The sequence below is a fragment of the Pseudomonas anuradhapurensis genome (assembly GCF_014269225.2).
GTDB lineage: Bacteria > Pseudomonadota > Gammaproteobacteria > Pseudomonadales > Pseudomonadaceae > Aquipseudomonas > Aquipseudomonas anuradhapurensis.
The window spans coordinates 374,178-389,316 of sequence record NZ_CP077097.1 but is presented as its reverse complement, the minus strand read 5'-3'; the positions used below and the strand labels follow the sequence as shown (position 1 = coordinate 389,316).

Below are 15,139 nucleotides of genomic sequence, written 5' to 3'. Positions count from 1 at the left end.
GGCCTGAAACACAAAAAAACCCGCCTGCCGGTGAAGGCAGGCGGGTTTCAGTTACAACTGTTGAATCAGTAGGACAGGCCGAAGCTTTCCTCGTCCATCGCCATCAGGTTGTCGGCACCCGACAGCATCGCTGCCACATGGGTACGGGTACGCGGCAGGATACGCTGGAAGTAGAAGCGCGCAGTCTGCAGCTTGGCGGTGTAGAACGCCGCTTCGCTGGTGCCGGCAGCCAGCTTCTCGGCGGCCAGGCGGGCGATGTCGGCCCAGAAGTAGGCCAGGCAGGCATAACCGGAATACATCAGGTAGTCGACCGAGGCCGCGCCCACTTCTTCACGGTCCTTCATGGCGGCCATGCCCACTTTCATGGTCAGCTCACCCCATTCCTTGTTCAGCGCCGCCAGCGGTTCGACGAACTCCTTCACCGCATCGTTGCCTTCCTGCGCCTGGCAGAACTTGTGCACGATCTTGGTGAAGCCCTTCAGCGCTTCGCCCTGGGTCATCAGTACCTTGCGGCCAAGCAGGTCCAGGGCCTGGATGCCGGTGGTGCCTTCGTACAGCATGGAGATACGGCTGTCGCGCACGTTCTGCTCCATGCCCCACTCGGCGATGAAACCGTGGCCGCCGTAGATCTGCACGCCATGGTTGGCGGCCTCGAAGCCGACTTCGGTCATGAACGCCTTGGCGATCGGGGTGAGGAAGGCCAGCAGGGCATCGGCCTTCTTGCGCTCCTCTTCATCCTGGCTGTACTTGACGATGTCCACTTGCTTGGCGGTGAAATACACCATTGCACGGTTGCCTTCGGCGAAGGCCTTCATGGTCAGCAGCATGCGACGCACGTCGGGGTGGACGATGATCGGGTCAGCCGCCTTGTCCGGTGCTTTCGGGCCAGTCAGCGAACGCATCTGCAGGCGCTCACGGGCGTACTTCAGGCCGCCCTGGAAGGCCACTTCGGCATGCGCCAGGCCTTGCAGTGCGGTACCCAGCCGGGCGGTGTTCATGAACGTGAACATGCAGTTCAGGCCTTTGTTGGCCGGGCCGATCAGGAAGCCGGTGGCGCCGTCGAAGTTCATCACGCAGGTAGCGTTGCCGTGGATGCCCATCTTGTGCTCGATCGAGCCGCAGCTGACGCCGTTGCGCTCACCCACGCCGCCTTCGGCGTCAGGCAGGAACTTCGGCACGATGAACAGCGAGATGCCCTTGGTGCCGGCCGGTGCATCCGGCAGGCGGGCCAGGACGATATGGACGATGTTGTCGGCCATGTCGTGCTCACCGGCGGAAATGAAGATCTTGGTACCCGACACCTTGTAGCTGCCGTCGGCCTGGGGCTCGGCCTTGGTGCGCAGCATTCCCAGGTCGGTACCGCAGTGCGGTTCGGTCAGGCACATGGTGCCGGTCCACTCGCCAGAGACCAGCTTGGTCAGGTAGGTGTGCTGCTGCTCAGGGGTACCGTGCGCGGAAATGGTGTTCATCGCGCCATGGGACAGGCCAGGGTACATGCCCCACGACCAGTTCGCCCCACCGACCATTTCGCTCAGGGCCAGGCCCAGCGACTCCGGCAGGCCCTGGCCACCATGCTCGACATCATGCGCCAGGCTCGGCCAGCCGCCTTCGACGAACTGCTGGTAGGCCTCTTTGAAGCCAGTCGGGGTTTTCACGCCCGATTCGCTCCAGGTGCAACCTTCCTGGTCACCCACACGGTTCAGCGGCGACAGCACCTGCTCACAGAACTTCGCGCCTTCTTCAAGGATCGCGTCGACCATGTCGGGCGTGGCGTCCTGGCAACCCGGCAGGCTCTGATAGTGCGCCTCATAGCCGAGCAGTTCGTCACGAACGAAGCGGATATCACGCAAGGGGGCTTTGTAGTCAGGCATTGCGATGAACCTCTAGGTGAGTTCTGTGGGGTGACGCGCGCCATGCGGCAACGATCAAACAGTTGTTTGAAACTTACGTTTAGCTCCGTCTTATGTCAAGGATGGACTATGGTGCCATTTACGCCACGAAAAATGGCAAAAACGCCAAGCCATGACACAACCCCTGTGGGAGCGGGTTTACCCACGAATGGGCCAGCCCGGAAAACAGAGATGTCCGGGCGGACGCATTCGCGGGCAAAGCCGCTCCCACAGGGATAGCGTCGGGTTCGGGAAAGGCCGCCGTATCAGGCGTAGGTATCGATGAACCGGCCGAGCATTTCGTCGGATGCCTTGGCGATCTTCACGCCAAGCTCGACCTCATGGTTGCCCACGGCCAATTGCACGGTGCTGGTGGCGAGGTCCATCTGCTGGCTGCGGTCGACCGCGCGCAAGCGTTCAGCCTGAAAGTCGCTGGACTGGCTGGTGGCAGAACGTTCGGCGGTGGTATTGGCAATCTGGCTGGCAGCCTGATCGACGCGGTTCTGGCCGGTCTGGATTGCGCTCAGGCCTGCGTAGTAGGCGGAGCTACCGGTGATTTCCATGTCAGGACTCCATTGACGCTGGATGACGAACAGGCCCAATTAAAGCAGGCCGGGCGCAAAAAGGCCCGTTTAAATCCCTAATGGCCTGGTGCCATTCGATAGGCCCCGGGTATACCTGGTAGCCCGATTACCTGAACCCCGCGCAGTACCTGCCGGAGCGGCCGTGCCCGCGGAGGGGCCTGGCCTGGAACCGCCTAATCCAGCAGATCCAGCTGCAGATGCTCGGCCACCATATCGGCGCTGGCCTGCTTGAGCTTGGGCACCCGCCCCAGGCAAGGCGCCGGCAACCGCTCAGCCAGGCTGGCCAGGTTCTCTTCCAGCCGCGAAGTACGGGGTTCGATGATGTTCGCCACCCATCCCACCAGTTGCAGCCCGTCACGGGCGATTGCCTCGGCGCTGAGCAGGGCATGGCTGATGCACCCCAGCCGCACCCCCACTACGAGGATCACCGGCAGCTTGAGGGCAATGGCCAGGTCGGACAGGTTGGCCTGCCCCGACAACGGCACGCGCCAACCGCCGGCCCCTTCGATCAGGGTGAAATCGGCATTCTGTTGCAGCACATTGCGCATCGCCGCGAGCAGCTCCGGTACCGCAAGGGTCACCCCCGCCTCACGTGCTGCCACATGGGGTGCGATAGCCGGCTCGAAGGCAAACGGGTTGACCTGCTCGTAGGGCAGCTTGATCGAGCTTTCATCGATCAGCGCCTGGGCATCGCTGTTGCGCAGCCCTTTCGCCGTCATCGTGCAACCCGACGCCACCGGCTTGGCCCCCAGCGTACTCAAGCCTTGCAGGCGCGCCGCATGCAACAGCCCGGCAGCGATGGTGGTCTTGCCAACGTCGGTATCGGTACCGGCAATGAAATAGGCCTGGCTCATCTCGCTCCCCTCACGCCTGTGTCTTGCGCAACACACCATAGACCACTTGATAAGTGGCTGGCAGCCCTTGGGGCTGGCGAAACGCCTCGTAGGCCTGCAGCAAGCCCTGCATGCGCGCCCGGCCCGTCAGCCCGGAAGGCCGCCCTGGGTTCAGGTTGTGCGCACCCAGGGCTTTCAGTTCGTGGGTCAGGCTGCGCACATCAGGGTAGTGCAGCACATGCGGGCAACGCTGCAGTTGGAGTTGCTCGAGGCCGCTGGCCGCACACAGCCGCTGGTAGTCTTCGAAGCGACGGAAGCGGTTCACATGCACCAGGCCATCCACCGCCTGCCAACTGGCGCGCAGTTCATCCAGGGTACCCACGCACAGGCTACTGAAGGCCAGCACACCGCCCGGTCGCAATACCCGCCGCGCTTCTGCCAGCACGCTGGCAAACTGGTCGCACCATTGCACCGCCAGGCTGGAAAACACCAGGTCGACGCTGGCATCCCGCAACGGCAAGCGCTCGGCATCGCCAGCGACGTGATAGTGCGCCCCACCTTGCTCGTTGCGCGCATGGCGCAGCATGCCTTCGGCGATATCCACCGCCACGCCGCTGGCGGCGGCGAAACGCTCGGCCAGCGCCCGGCTGAAGTGGCCGGTGCCGCTGCCCAGGTCCAGCCAGCGCGACGGCTGCAGGCCTTGCGGCAACTGCGCCAGCAGGTTCAGGCCCACGGCACGCTGCAGCGCCGCCACGCTGTCATAGCTGGCCGCAGCGCGGGAGAACGAAGCCGCCACCTGGCGCTTGTCGGGCAGTGCGCCAGGCAGGGTCGGACGGGAAAGGTCAGTCATCGCCACTCTCATGCAGGAAACTCTTGATGCCCGCCGCCAGCTCCTGCGGGTACTCCAGCAGGAACGCGTGGGAACTGTCTTCGACCAGGCCCACTTCCACATCAGGCAACAGCTCGCTCAGGGTTTTAGCCGCTTCTGCCGGCACCAGTGCGTCGCTGCCGGCGAACAGGTGCAGCTGCGGGCCGGCGTAGGCCTGCAGGGCTTCGCGGGTATCCAGCTTGGCCAGCACTTCCAGGCCGGTGGCCAGGTACAACGGGTCGGTGTCCGGCACGCCGATACCCAACTGGCGCAGCAGGGTACGGGGTTGCTGGGCACCGTCGCTGCATAGCGTACGGAACCGCTTGAGGGTGACCTGGGTATGGCTACGGCAGCCGTCGAGGAAGGTGCCGAAGGTATCTTCGGCCATGCCGTGGGGCCAGCCCGGGCGCACGACGAAACTAGGGTTGCTGGCCAGGGTCAGCAGGCCACAGCAGTGGTCGCCGCGCTTGTGCGCCAGGGCGCTGGCCAGCATCCCGCCGAACGACCAGCCACCCAGCCAGGCATCGTTCGGCAGCTTGCGATCGAGGTACTCGATCCAGGCCTGGACATCGCTGTGAGGCAGCTCCGGCAGGGGCATCAGCTCTACCTGCAGGCGGGCGTCCTGGCCGCGCAGGCTGGCGGCCAGCGGCTCCAGGGACGCAGTGCCCAGGCCCCAGCCGGGCAACAGAACAAGTCGATTACGCATCGGCGCTCTCCAACTGTGGATAACACTCGGCCAATGCATTCAACAATAGCTGCACCTGCGCCTCACTGTGGGCGGCGCTCAAGGTCACCCGCAGGCGTGCGCTACCCGCCGGTACAGTAGGCGGGCGGATGGCCGTCACCAGCAGGCCGCGCTCGCGCAGCATGCGCGACAGGCGCAGGGCCTGCGCGCTGTCGCCGATGACGATCGGCTGAATCGGCGTCGGGCTGTCCATCAATTGCAGCCCGATCTGCTGCGCGCCCTCGCGGAACTGGCGAATCAACGCCGCCAGGTGCTCGCGGCGCCAGGTTTCGCGGCGCAACAGTTCCAGGCTTTTCAGCGTGGCGCAGGCCAGCGCCGGTGGCTGGCTGGTGGTGTAGATGTAGGGGCGGGCGAATTGCACCAGCGCCTCGATCAGTTCTTCGCTGCCAGCGACAAAGGCACCGGCGGTACCGCACGCCTTGCCCAGCGTGCCAATCAACACCGGAACCTCATCCACGCCCAGGCCGAAGTGCTCGACGACACCGCCGCCCTGATTGCCGAGGGAGCCCAGGCCATGGGCATCGTCGACCATCAGCCACGCGCCGCGCGCCTTGGCGACAGCGGCCAGTGCCGGCAGGTCGGCCAGGTCACCGTCCATGCTGAACACGCCATCGGTCACCACCAGGGTATTGCCGACCGCCTTGTCCAGGCGGCTGGCCAGGCTGGCCGGGTCGTTGTGCAGGTAGCGGCTGAAACGGGCCCCGCTGAGCAGCCCGCCATCCAGCAGCGAAGCGTGGTTCAAACGGTCCTGCAGCACCGTGTCACCCTGCCCCACCAGCGCAGTGATAGCGCCCAGGTTGGCCATGTAGCCGGTGGAGAACAGCAGCGCGCGCGGGCGCCCGGTGAGTTCGGCCAGGGCCTCTTCCACCTGATGGTGCGGGGTGCTGTGGCCGACCACCAGGTGCGAGGCGCCACCACCGACGCCCCAGCGCTCGGCGCCGGCCTGCCAGGCGGCAATCACCTGCGGGTGGTTGGCCAGGCCCAGGTAATCGTTGCTGCAGAAGGCCAGCAGGGGCTGGCCGTCGACCACCACTTGCGGCCCCTGCGGGCTCTGCAGCAGTGGCCGCTGCCGATACAGGTCCGCCGCGCGCCGTTCGGCCAGGCGCGCGGCCAGGTCGAAGGCCATCTCAGGCAGACGCGGCGTTGTAGAACATCTCGCTGCTGCGCTGCTCGACCAGCGCCTGCTCGATGGCTGCCTGGTGCACTTCGTCGGCATGTTCCTCACGTGCTTCGGGCTGGATGCCCAGGCGTGCGAACAGTTGCATGTCCTTGTCGGCCTGCGGGTTGGCAGTGGTCAGCAGTTTTTCGCCGTAGAAGATCGAGTTGGCGCCCGCCATGAAGGCCAGGGCCTGCATCTGCTCGTTCATCTGCTCACGGCCGGCCGACAGGCGCACGTGCGACTTGGGCATGAGGATACGCGCCACCGCCAGCATGCGGATGAAGTCGAACGGGTCGACGTCCTCTTCCTCGGCCAGCGGCGTGCCGGCGACCTTGACCAGCATGTTGATCGGTACCGACTCCGGGTGCTCGGGCAGGTTGGCCAGCTGGATCAGCAGGCCGGCGCGGTCGTCCAGCGACTCGCCCATGCCGAGGATGCCGCCGGAACAGATCTTCATCCCGGCATCACGCACGTAGGCCAGGGTCTGCAGGCGCTCGCTGTAGGTGCGGGTGGTGATGATGCTGCCGTAGAACTCCGGCGAGGTATCGAGGTTGTGGTTGTAGTAATCCAGGCCGGCCTGGGCCAGGGCCTTGGTCTGCTCCTGGTCGAGCTTGCCGAGGGTCATGCAGGTTTCCAGGCCCATGGCCTTCACGCCTTTGACCATTTCCAGCACGTAGGGCATGTCTTTGGCCGACGGGTGCTTCCAGGCCGCGCCCATGCAGAAGCGGGTGGAGCCGATGGCCTTGGCGCGTGCGGCTTCTTCCAGCACCTTCTGCACTTCCATCAGCTTCTGTTTTTCCAGCCCGGTGTTGTAGTGGCCGGATTGCGGACAATATTTGCAATCTTCCGGGCAGGCGCCGGTCTTGATCGACAGCAAGGTCGAAACCTGCACGCGGTTCGGGTCGAAGTGCGCGCGGTGCACGGTCTGCGCCTGGAACAGCAAGTCATTGAACGGTTGCTGGAACAGCGCCTTGACCTCGGCCAGGGACCAGTCGTGACGTGTTGTTGCAGTTGTGCTGGCGCTCATCGGTGTTTCCTTGTTTAGGCTGTAGCTGGCGCCGGGATAGGAAAGCCCGCCAGCGCATCACGGATAGCTCGCATAGTCATGGAAGGCCTATGAACTGTCAACCGCAATGGAAAAGGCTGGTTTACAAGTGGTTAATTATTAATCAAACGTGTCTATTGTGCGACGAACGTGCCGAGCAGGCCTACCCGTTGTGCGTCGCCTGCGAACAGGAGCTGCCCTGGCTGGTTGATCAATGCCTGCGCTGCGCCCTGCCCATGCCAATGGCTGGCCTGACCTGCGCGCAGTGCAGCCGCCGTGCGCCGGCTTTCGAGCGGGTGGTTGCGCTGTGGCATTTCGGCTTTCCGGTAGACACGCTGGTCAGCCGCTTCAAGCACAAGCGCCAGTGGCCCCTGGGGCGACTGATGGCCCAAATGCTCGGGCATGGCTTGCTGCATCGCTTCGCCGAAGGGCTGGCCCGGCCCGACCTGCTGTTGCCGGTGCCCCTGGCCAGGCGTCGACTGCGCGAGCGCGGCTTCAACCAGGCAGGCATGTTGGCGCGCTGGTTGTCGGCACAACTCGGCATACATTGCGACGAACGGTTGCTGGCACGCACCCGCGACACGCCTGCACAACAGCAACTGGATGCATCGGCAAGGCGGCGCAATTTGCGCCAGGCGTTCGCCGTGGCAGGCGAGTTGACGGGCAGGCATGTCGCCATCGTCGATGACGTGCTGACTACCGGCGCCACCGCGCAGGCGGTTGCCGAAGTACTCCGCAAGGCCGGGGCGCGGCAGGTCGATGTGTATTGCCTGGCACGCACGCCCAAGCCGGGTCATGTGTGATTTCAGGTGCCCCATCACTGGCAAGCCGGCTCCTGCACGGAGAGCGTTGCCGTGGAGTCAACGTTGCCCCTGCAGGAACTGGCTTGCCGGCGATGGGGCGCGAAACGGCCCCGGCTCACTTGACTGGCCCGAACAGGAGAGGCACCGTCCCTTTATCCGTTGACGACTACATTACCTATGTCCCTGCCCGCCCTCCTCACCCAGCATATCGCCCGCCGCCCCCAGCGCATCGCCCTGCTGCATCACATTGCCGAGCAAGGCTCTATCACCCGCGCCGCCAAGGCAGCGGGGATCAGCTACAAGGCCGCCTGGGACGCCATCGACGAACTCAACAACCTGGCCAGCCGGCCGCTGGTCGAGCGCAGCACCGGCGGGCGTGGCGGCGGTGGTGCCCGCTTGTCGCTGGAAGGCGAGCGGGTACTGCGCCTGTATCAGCGCCTGCAGGCCCTGCAGGCGCAAATCCTCGAAGCGGCCGAACAGTCCAGTGACCTCGACCTGCTTGGTCGCCTGATGCTGCGCACCAGCGCGCGCAACCAGTTGCAGGGGCAGGTCAGCGGCCTTCGCCGCGAGGGACGGCATGATCGCGTCAGCCTGGCCTTGGGCGGCGGGCTGGAGATCGAGGCGCTGATCACGCATGACAGCACTGCCCGGCTGGAGCTGACTCCGGGAACAACGGTGGTGGCGCTGCTCAAGGCCGGGTGGGTGCGGTTGCTGGCGCCAGGGGAAGAGGCCGAAACGGGTAGCAACTGCCTGAAGGCGACGGTGGAGCAAGTGCTGGCGGAGCCTGATGGGCCGAGCGAGGTGCGGCTGGCGCTGGGCAACGGGCAGACGCTGTGTGCGTTTGCCGAGGCGCACTGGCTGGCTGAGCACCGGGTGGCGAATGGCAGTACGGTACGGGTGCAGTTTCATCCTTCTTATGTGTTGATCGGGGTTCCCGCCTAGGCTGGTTGCGCGGTGCGCGGGTGTGCCCGTGAAGAGGCCGACACAGGCATAACGCGGTACCATGGCCCCCATGCCGCTTACCCCCCGGAGCCCTCATGTCCCACCCCTTCGACACCCTCACCCCCGACCTAGTCCTGGACGCCGTGGAAAGCCTGGGCTTTCTCAGCGATGCCCGGGTGCTGGCGCTGAACAGCTACGAGAACCGCGTCTACCAGGTGGGTATCGAGGGCGCGCAGCCGCTGGTGGCCAAGTTCTACCGCCCAGGCCGTTGGAGCGATGCGGCCATCCTCGAAGAGCATAGCTTCACCGCCGAACTGGCCGACTGCGAAGTGCCGGTGGTTGCGCCACTGCAGCACCACGGCCGCAGCTTGTTCGAACATCAGGGTTTCCGCTTCGCGCTGTTCCCCCGCCGTGGCGGCCACGCCCCGGAGCCAGGCAACCTTGACCAGCTCTACCGCCTTGGCCAGCTGCTTGGTCGCCTGCATGCCGTAGGCGCCAGCAAACCGTTCGAGCACCGCGAGGCGCTGGCTGTGGAAAACTTCGGCCACGCCTCGCTGAACACCCTGCTGGAAGGCGGCTTTGTGCCCCGTGACCTGCTGCCGGCCTTCGAGTCGGTGGCCCGCGACCTGCTCAAGCGCGTGGAAGACACCTACACCCGCACACCGCACCAGCTCATCCGCCTGCACGGCGACCTGCACCCCGGCAACCTGATGCATCGCGACGAGGTGTACCACGTGGTCGACCTTGACGACTGTCGCATGGGCCCGGCCGTGCAAGACCTGTGGATGATGTTGGCTGGCAACCGTGAGGAGCGCCTGGGGCAACTCGCCGAGCTGATCGATGGCTACAACGAGTTCCACGATTTCGACCCGCGCGAACTGGCCTTGATCGAACCGCTGCGCGCCCTGCGCCAACTGCACTACAGCGCCTGGCTGGCTCGGCGCTGGGACGACCCCGCCTTCCCGCCCAGCTTCCCCTGGTTCGGCCAGCCGCGCTATTGGGGCGACCAGATTCTGGCACTACGTGAACAGTTGGCGGCCTTGGATGAACCGGCATTGAAATTGTTCTAGAAGCATGCCCGTCTCTGTCTACAATAGGCGTCGCGTTATTTAGCTACCTAAGCAAGGATTTTGCATGCACGCCGCAAACCCGCGTCGCGGGTACCTACTGGGCCTCAGCGCCTACATCATCTGGGGGCTGTTTCCCCTGTACTTCAAAGCGATCCAGAGCGTCCCGGCGGTGGAGATCATTGTCCACCGGGTACTGTGGTCGGCACTGTTCGGCTCACTGCTGCTGTTGGTGTGGAAACACCCTGGCTGGTGGCGTGAGCTGCGCGACAACCCGCGCCGGCTGGGCACCCTGGCCCTGAGCGGGGCGCTGATCGCCGGCAACTGGCTGACCTACGTCTGGTCGGTGAACAACGGCCGCATGCTCGAGGCCAGCCTGGGCTACTACATCAACCCGCTGATCAATGTGCTGCTGGGCATGCTGATTCTTGGCGAGCGCCTGCGCCGCCTGCAATGGCTGGCAGTGGCGATGGCCGCCGTGGGCGTAGCCCAGCAGGTATGGCACGTAGGCAGCCTGCCATGGGTGTCGCTGGCGCTGGCACTGAGCTTCGGCTTTTACGGGTTGATCCGCAAACAGGCGCCGGTGGCGGCACTGCCGGGCCTGGTGGTGGAAACCTGGATGCTGGTACCGCTGGCCCTTGGCTGGTTGCTGCTGCACCCGGCGGCAATGAGTGCCCAGGGCGCGTTCTACACCAGCAGCGAAGCGTTATGGCTGATGGCCGCAGGGCCAGTAACGCTGATACCCCTGGTGTGCTTCAACGCTGCCGCGCGGCACCTGCCGTACACCACGTTGGGCTTCCTGCAGTACCTGGCGCCAACCCTGGTGCTGCTGCAGGCAGTCTTGCTGTTCGATGAGCATCTGTCGCCGAGCACACTGGTGGCGTTCATGTTCATCTGGGCGGGGCTGGCGGTGTACAGCGTCGATGCGTGGTTGAGCTTGCGCAAGCGCAGCTGATCAAAAAACAACCATTATGCTGCAAGCCTCGTGGCTCGGGGCCTGCAGCGACATCTCCAAAGGTTATCCACACCCTCGTCCCCGTGCTTTGTGCACAAGCTGCTGATTTTTGGGTGTTTTTTGAGCAAAGCTGTGCAGAGCGCGGATCTTGTGGGCTGGAGAGGTGCACCCCCAGGTTATCCACAGGGCCTTCCCCGTGATATCGGGATAACCGCAGGGGGCTGCCTTGCAGCCCTTCGCGATACAAGGCCGCTCCTACCTGGGATCGCGAAAGCTGTGGGTAAACCGGTTTGCTGTAGGAGCGGCCTTGTGTCGCGAAGGGCCGCAAAGCGGCCCCGGCATTCTCTGATTACTCCTGCGGCCGCAGCTTCAATTCCACCATCAAGTCATCCGCCAGGCTCTCCAGCTTCTGTTGCAACTCATCCAGCGAAAGGGTCAACGGCATGGCCAGCAACGCATCGGCATGAAACAGCGGCTCGCTGCTCATTGGCGCCGGGCGCACCTCTGTCGTGAAGCGCTCAAGGTTCACGCCCAGGTCCGCCAGCAAGCGGGTAATGTCACGCACGATCCCTGGCCGGTCGTTACCTACCAGCTCCATGGCAATCGGTTTCCAGGTGCATGACGGCTCGATGCCGCTCTCGGCGATCAGCACGCGAATGTCATACCGCACCAACCCCTGCAACGACGCCACCAGCTCGGCGTAGTTTTCTGCCGGCACCGCCACCCGCAGGATCCCGGCAAACTGCCCGGCCATGCGCGACATGCGGCTTTCCAGCCAGTTGCCACTGTGGTCGGCAATGCACTGGGCGATGCGTTCGACCTGCCCGGCCTTGTCCGGGGCAATCACAGTCAGTACAAGATGATCCACAAGCCGTTCCTCGTGTCGGACCGCGCCGGGCGGCAGGAAATCAGGGGATCGACTCAGTATAGGCAAGGCGCGGCAACCTGCCGCAGGGCAATTTGCATAACGAATCGTGTACTGTTTCAAGATTTATCTGGAACAATCCACCTGTTTTTTGCGAACATACCCACTCCCAGCGTGACCATACGCGACCAACGGGTCGCATAACGGCGCTTTTAGTCTGATTTTGCCCCGCCTACTGCTTCATGTAGTATCCCGTGGCGCGGACTACAAAACGCTGTTTGGATGTCTGCCAAGGCGCCTGTGAAAATACGCACACTGTCTGCCAGCCAGTCTGGCAGGCCGCACCCAGCCGCGCTCGGGCATTCCTTGGGCGCATGCACTGGTGCCGTGTTTAGAGAAGCGCTACAGGCTTAATACAGAAGAGCGAAATAGCTGAGCAGAGTGAGGCAAGCAATGACTGGATACGTTCAAGTCGGTGGCCTTCAGGTCGCCAAGGTCCTGTACGACTTCGTGAACAACGAAGCCATCCCCGGGACCGGCATCGTCGCCGAGCAGTTCTGGGCGGGTGCAGAGAAGATCATCAATGACCTCGCTCCAAAGAACAAAGCCCTGCTCGCCAAGCGCGACGAGCTGCAAGCCAAGATCGACGCCTGGCACCAGGCACGCAAAGGCCAGGCCCACGACGCCGCAGCCTACAAAGCATTCCTCCAGGAAATCGGCTACCTGCTGCCACAAGCTGACGATTTCCAGGCCACCACCCAGAACGTGGACGAAGAAATCGCCCACATGGCCGGCCCACAGCTGGTCGTACCGGTGATGAACGCCCGTTTCGCCCTGAACGCTGCCAACGCCCGCTGGGGCTCGCTGTATGACGCGCTGTACGGCACCGATGCCATCAGCGACGAAGGCGGCGCCGAAAAAGGCCAGGGCTACAACAAGGTGCGTGGCGACAAGGTGATCGCCTTCGCCCGCGCCTTCCTCGATGAAGCCGCGCCACTGGCAGCTGGCTCGCATGTCGATTCCACCGGCTACCGCATCGAAGGTGGCAAACTGGTCGTCGCCCTCAAAGGTGGCAGCAACAGCGGCCTGCGTGACGACGCCCAGCTGATCGGCTTCCACGGTGATGCCGGCGCACCGACTGCCGTGCTGCTCAAGCACAACGGCCTGCACTTCGAAATCCAGATCGATGCCAGCACCCCGGTCGGCAGCACCGACGCCGCCGGTGTGAAGGACATCCTGATGGAGTCGGCGCTGACCACCATCATGGACTGCGAAGACTCGGTCGCCGCTGTCGACGCCGATGACAAGGTGGTGGTCTACCGCAACTGGCTGGGCCTGATGAAAGGTGACCTGGCGGAAAACGTGAGCAAGGGTGGCAAGACCTTTACCCGCACCATGAACCCGGACCGCGAGTACGCCGCGCCCAACGGTGGCAGCGTGACCCTGCACGGCCGTTCGCTGTTGTTCGTGCGCAACGTTGGCCACCTGATGACCAACCCGGCGATCCTCGACGCCCAGGGCAACGAAATTCCCGAGGGCATCCAGGACGGCCTGTTCACCAACCTGATCGCCCTGCACAACCTCAACGGCAACACCAGCCGCAAGAACACCCGCAGCGGCAGCGTGTACATCGTCAAGCCGAAGATGCACGGGCCGGAAGAAGTCGCCTTCGCCGCCGAGATCTTCAGCCGCGTCGAAGACTTGCTGGGCATGAAGCGCAACACCGTCAAGGTCGGCATCATGGACGAGGAACGCCGTACCACGGTCAACCTCAAGTCCTGCATCAAGGCCGCAGCCGAGCGCGTGGTGTTCATCAACACCGGCTTCCTCGACCGCACCGGCGACGAAATCCATACCTCGATGGAAGCCGGCGCCGTGGTGCGCAAGGGCGCCATGAAGAACGAGAAGTGGATCGGCGCCTACGAGAACAACAACGTCGACGTTGGCCTGGCCACCGGCCTGCAAGGCCGTGCCCAGATCGGCAAAGGCATGTGGGCCATGCCTGACCTGATGGCGGCCATGCTCGAGCAGAAGATCGCCCACCCGTTGGCCGGTGCCAACACCGCCTGGGTGCCGTCGCCGACCGCCGCCACCTTGCATGCCCTGCACTACCACAAGGTTGACGTGCAGGCGCGCCAGCGTGAGCTGGCCTCGCGCACCCCGGCATCGGTGGATGACATCCTGACCATCCCGCTGGCGGCCGACACCAACTGGTCGGCCGAAGAGATCCGCAACGAGCTGGACAACAATGCCCAGGGCATCCTCGGCTACGTGGTGCGCTGGATCGACCAGGGCGTGGGTTGCTCGAAAGTGCCGGACATCAACAACGTCGGCCTGATGGAAGACCGCGCCACCCTGCGCATCTCGGCCCAGCTGCTGGCCAACTGGCTGCGCCACGGCGTGGTCAGCCAGGAGCAGGTGCTGGAAAGCCTCAAGCGCATGGCCGTGGTGGTCGACCAGCAGAACGCAGGCGACGCCCTGTACCGGCCGATGGCGCCGAACTTCGACGACAACATCGCATTCCAGGCAGCTGTGGAGCTGGTGCTGGAAGGTGGCAAGCAGCCGAACGGTTACACCGAGCCGGTACTGCACCGCCGTCGCCGTGAGTTCAAGGCGCGTAACGGGCTGTAGGTAGCATCCGCCAAAAGGGCCGCCTTGCGGCCCCATCGCGATACAAGGCCGCTGCTACAGGAACAACGCAGGCATCGAACGTGCGGCGTTCCTGTAGCAGCGGCCTTGTTTCGCGAGTGGGCTGCAAAGTAGCCCCTCACCTGCTTCACAATATCTGCAACTCTTTCCTCACCAGCTCCAGCAGCCTGTCCAGGTCCACCGGCTTCAACAGGAAATCCACCACCCCCAGGTGCATCACGTCCACTGCCTCTTCGACATCGGTGTCACCTGACACCACGATGATCGACAACGCCGCCCGCTCCGATTCGCGAACCTGCCGGATCAGCGTCAGGCCGTCCTCGGGCTGCATTCGCAAATCGGTGATCATCAAGCCTATCCGCGGCTGGTAATGCAAGTACAGCCTGGCTTCCTCGGCGCCGTCCGCCCCTACGCAATCAATACCCCGGCTTTTCAGGTAGTAGATCAGTGCATCGCGGTTCGCCGCATTGTCATCCACCACCAGCACCAGTGGCCTGGCGGCTACTGGTGCATTGGCCAAGGCCAAGGCTTCGCGCTCGGCGTCGCTCAGGATGTCGTGTGGCTCAACCATGGTCATCTCGTCAAAAAAACTCCGCTTCAGCATTAGGACCACAGAACTTGCGTTACCCGTTTCGCCTTTCGTCGGGTCTTTGACAGGGCGGCCCATAGACTTACGTCCAATGGGCACCACCCCGCTGCAAGCCGACCATGGAGGCAGAGAACAACATGGCCGGC

The 15,139-nt window shown here is 64.1% G+C and carries 14 protein-coding genes; 5 read left to right on the top strand and 9 right to left on the bottom strand.

The window, feature by feature from the left end; translation table 11 throughout:
- Nucleotides 1-65: 65 nt before the first annotated feature.
- From HU763_RS01710 to bioB, 7 genes are all read right to left on the bottom strand, one after another.
- Nucleotides 66-1,871, bottom strand: a complete 1,806-nt coding sequence (locus tag HU763_RS01710) for a phenylacyl-CoA dehydrogenase (protein ID WP_186690533.1) — start codon at nucleotides 1,869-1,871, stop codon at nucleotides 66-68.
- A 284-nt stretch (nucleotides 1,872-2,155) separates the two neighbouring features.
- Nucleotides 2,156-2,452, bottom strand: coding sequence for a pyrroloquinoline quinone biosynthesis protein PqqE (locus tag HU763_RS01705; RefSeq protein WP_186690532.1), 297 nt, complete (start codon nucleotides 2,450-2,452; stop codon nucleotides 2,156-2,158).
- Between the two features lie 194 nt (nucleotides 2,453-2,646).
- Nucleotides 2,647-3,327 (bottom strand): dethiobiotin synthase, encoded by a 681-nt coding sequence (bioD, locus tag HU763_RS01700; RefSeq protein WP_170027919.1) that lies wholly within the window; start codon nucleotides 3,325-3,327, stop codon nucleotides 2,647-2,649.
- Between the two features lie 10 nt (nucleotides 3,328-3,337).
- A complete protein-coding gene (gene bioC, locus HU763_RS01695) occupies nucleotides 3,338-4,156 on the bottom strand; it encodes a malonyl-ACP O-methyltransferase BioC (RefSeq protein WP_186690530.1) in 819 nt (272 codons plus the stop codon).
- Nucleotides 4,149-4,880: an alpha/beta fold hydrolase gene (locus HU763_RS01690; RefSeq protein WP_186690528.1), complete on the bottom strand. Its 732-nt coding sequence runs from the start codon at nucleotides 4,878-4,880 to the stop codon at nucleotides 4,149-4,151. Before HU763_RS01690 ends, bioC begins: the two co-directional genes overlap by 8 nt.
- Complete coding sequence (gene bioF / locus HU763_RS01685; protein ID WP_186690526.1) at nucleotides 4,873-6,045, bottom strand: 8-amino-7-oxononanoate synthase; 1,173 nt, start codon at nucleotides 6,043-6,045, stop codon at nucleotides 4,873-4,875. The genes HU763_RS01690 and bioF overlap by 8 nt, the downstream gene beginning before the upstream one ends.
- A 1-nt stretch (nucleotide 6,046) precedes the next feature.
- Nucleotides 6,047-7,105 (bottom strand): biotin synthase BioB, encoded by a 1,059-nt coding sequence (gene bioB / locus HU763_RS01680; protein WP_170027915.1) that lies wholly within the window; start codon nucleotides 7,103-7,105, stop codon nucleotides 6,047-6,049.
- Nucleotides 7,106-7,194: 89 nt separating this feature from the next.
- Here bioB and HU763_RS01675 point away from each other — a divergent pair, with 89 nt between their 5' ends.
- The 4 genes from HU763_RS01675 to rarD all read left to right on the top strand — a co-directional run bounded on the left by HU763_RS01675 (nucleotide 7,195) and on the right by rarD (nucleotide 10,890).
- Nucleotides 7,195-7,926 (top strand): ComF family protein, encoded by a 732-nt coding sequence (locus HU763_RS01675; protein WP_186690525.1) that lies wholly within the window; start codon nucleotides 7,195-7,197, stop codon nucleotides 7,924-7,926.
- A 177-nt stretch (nucleotides 7,927-8,103) separates the two neighbouring features.
- Nucleotides 8,104-8,868: a TOBE domain-containing protein gene (locus HU763_RS01670; RefSeq protein ID WP_186690524.1), complete on the top strand. Its 765-nt coding sequence runs from the start codon at nucleotides 8,104-8,106 to the stop codon at nucleotides 8,866-8,868.
- 95 nt (nucleotides 8,869-8,963) lie between these two features.
- Nucleotides 8,964-9,938, top strand: a complete 975-nt coding sequence (locus HU763_RS01665) for a serine/threonine protein kinase (RefSeq protein WP_186690523.1) — start codon at nucleotides 8,964-8,966, stop codon at nucleotides 9,936-9,938.
- A 64-nt stretch (nucleotides 9,939-10,002) separates the two neighbouring features.
- Nucleotides 10,003-10,890: an EamA family transporter RarD gene (gene rarD, locus HU763_RS01660; RefSeq protein ID WP_186690522.1), complete on the top strand. Its 888-nt coding sequence runs from the start codon at nucleotides 10,003-10,005 to the stop codon at nucleotides 10,888-10,890.
- Nucleotides 10,891-11,239: 349 nt separating this feature from the next.
- On the opposite strand, the gene HU763_RS01655 is transcribed toward rarD, so the two are convergent.
- The gene (locus tag HU763_RS01655; protein WP_170027910.1) at nucleotides 11,240-11,758 is read right to left on the bottom strand and encodes a glycine cleavage system transcriptional repressor; all 519 of its coding nucleotides are present in this window, start codon (nucleotides 11,756-11,758) and stop codon (nucleotides 11,240-11,242) included.
- A 450-nt stretch (nucleotides 11,759-12,208) separates the two neighbouring features.
- Between HU763_RS01655 and HU763_RS01650 the strand changes: the two genes are divergently transcribed.
- The gene (locus HU763_RS01650; protein ID WP_186690521.1) at nucleotides 12,209-14,386 is read left to right on the top strand and encodes a malate synthase G; all 2,178 of its coding nucleotides are present in this window, start codon (nucleotides 12,209-12,211) and stop codon (nucleotides 14,384-14,386) included.
- 145 nt (nucleotides 14,387-14,531) lie between these two features.
- On the opposite strand, the gene HU763_RS01645 is transcribed toward HU763_RS01650, so the two are convergent.
- Nucleotides 14,532-15,071 (bottom strand): response regulator, encoded by a 540-nt coding sequence (locus tag HU763_RS01645; RefSeq protein ID WP_186690759.1) that lies wholly within the window; start codon nucleotides 15,069-15,071, stop codon nucleotides 14,532-14,534.
- Nucleotides 15,072-15,139: the final 68 nt, after the last annotated feature.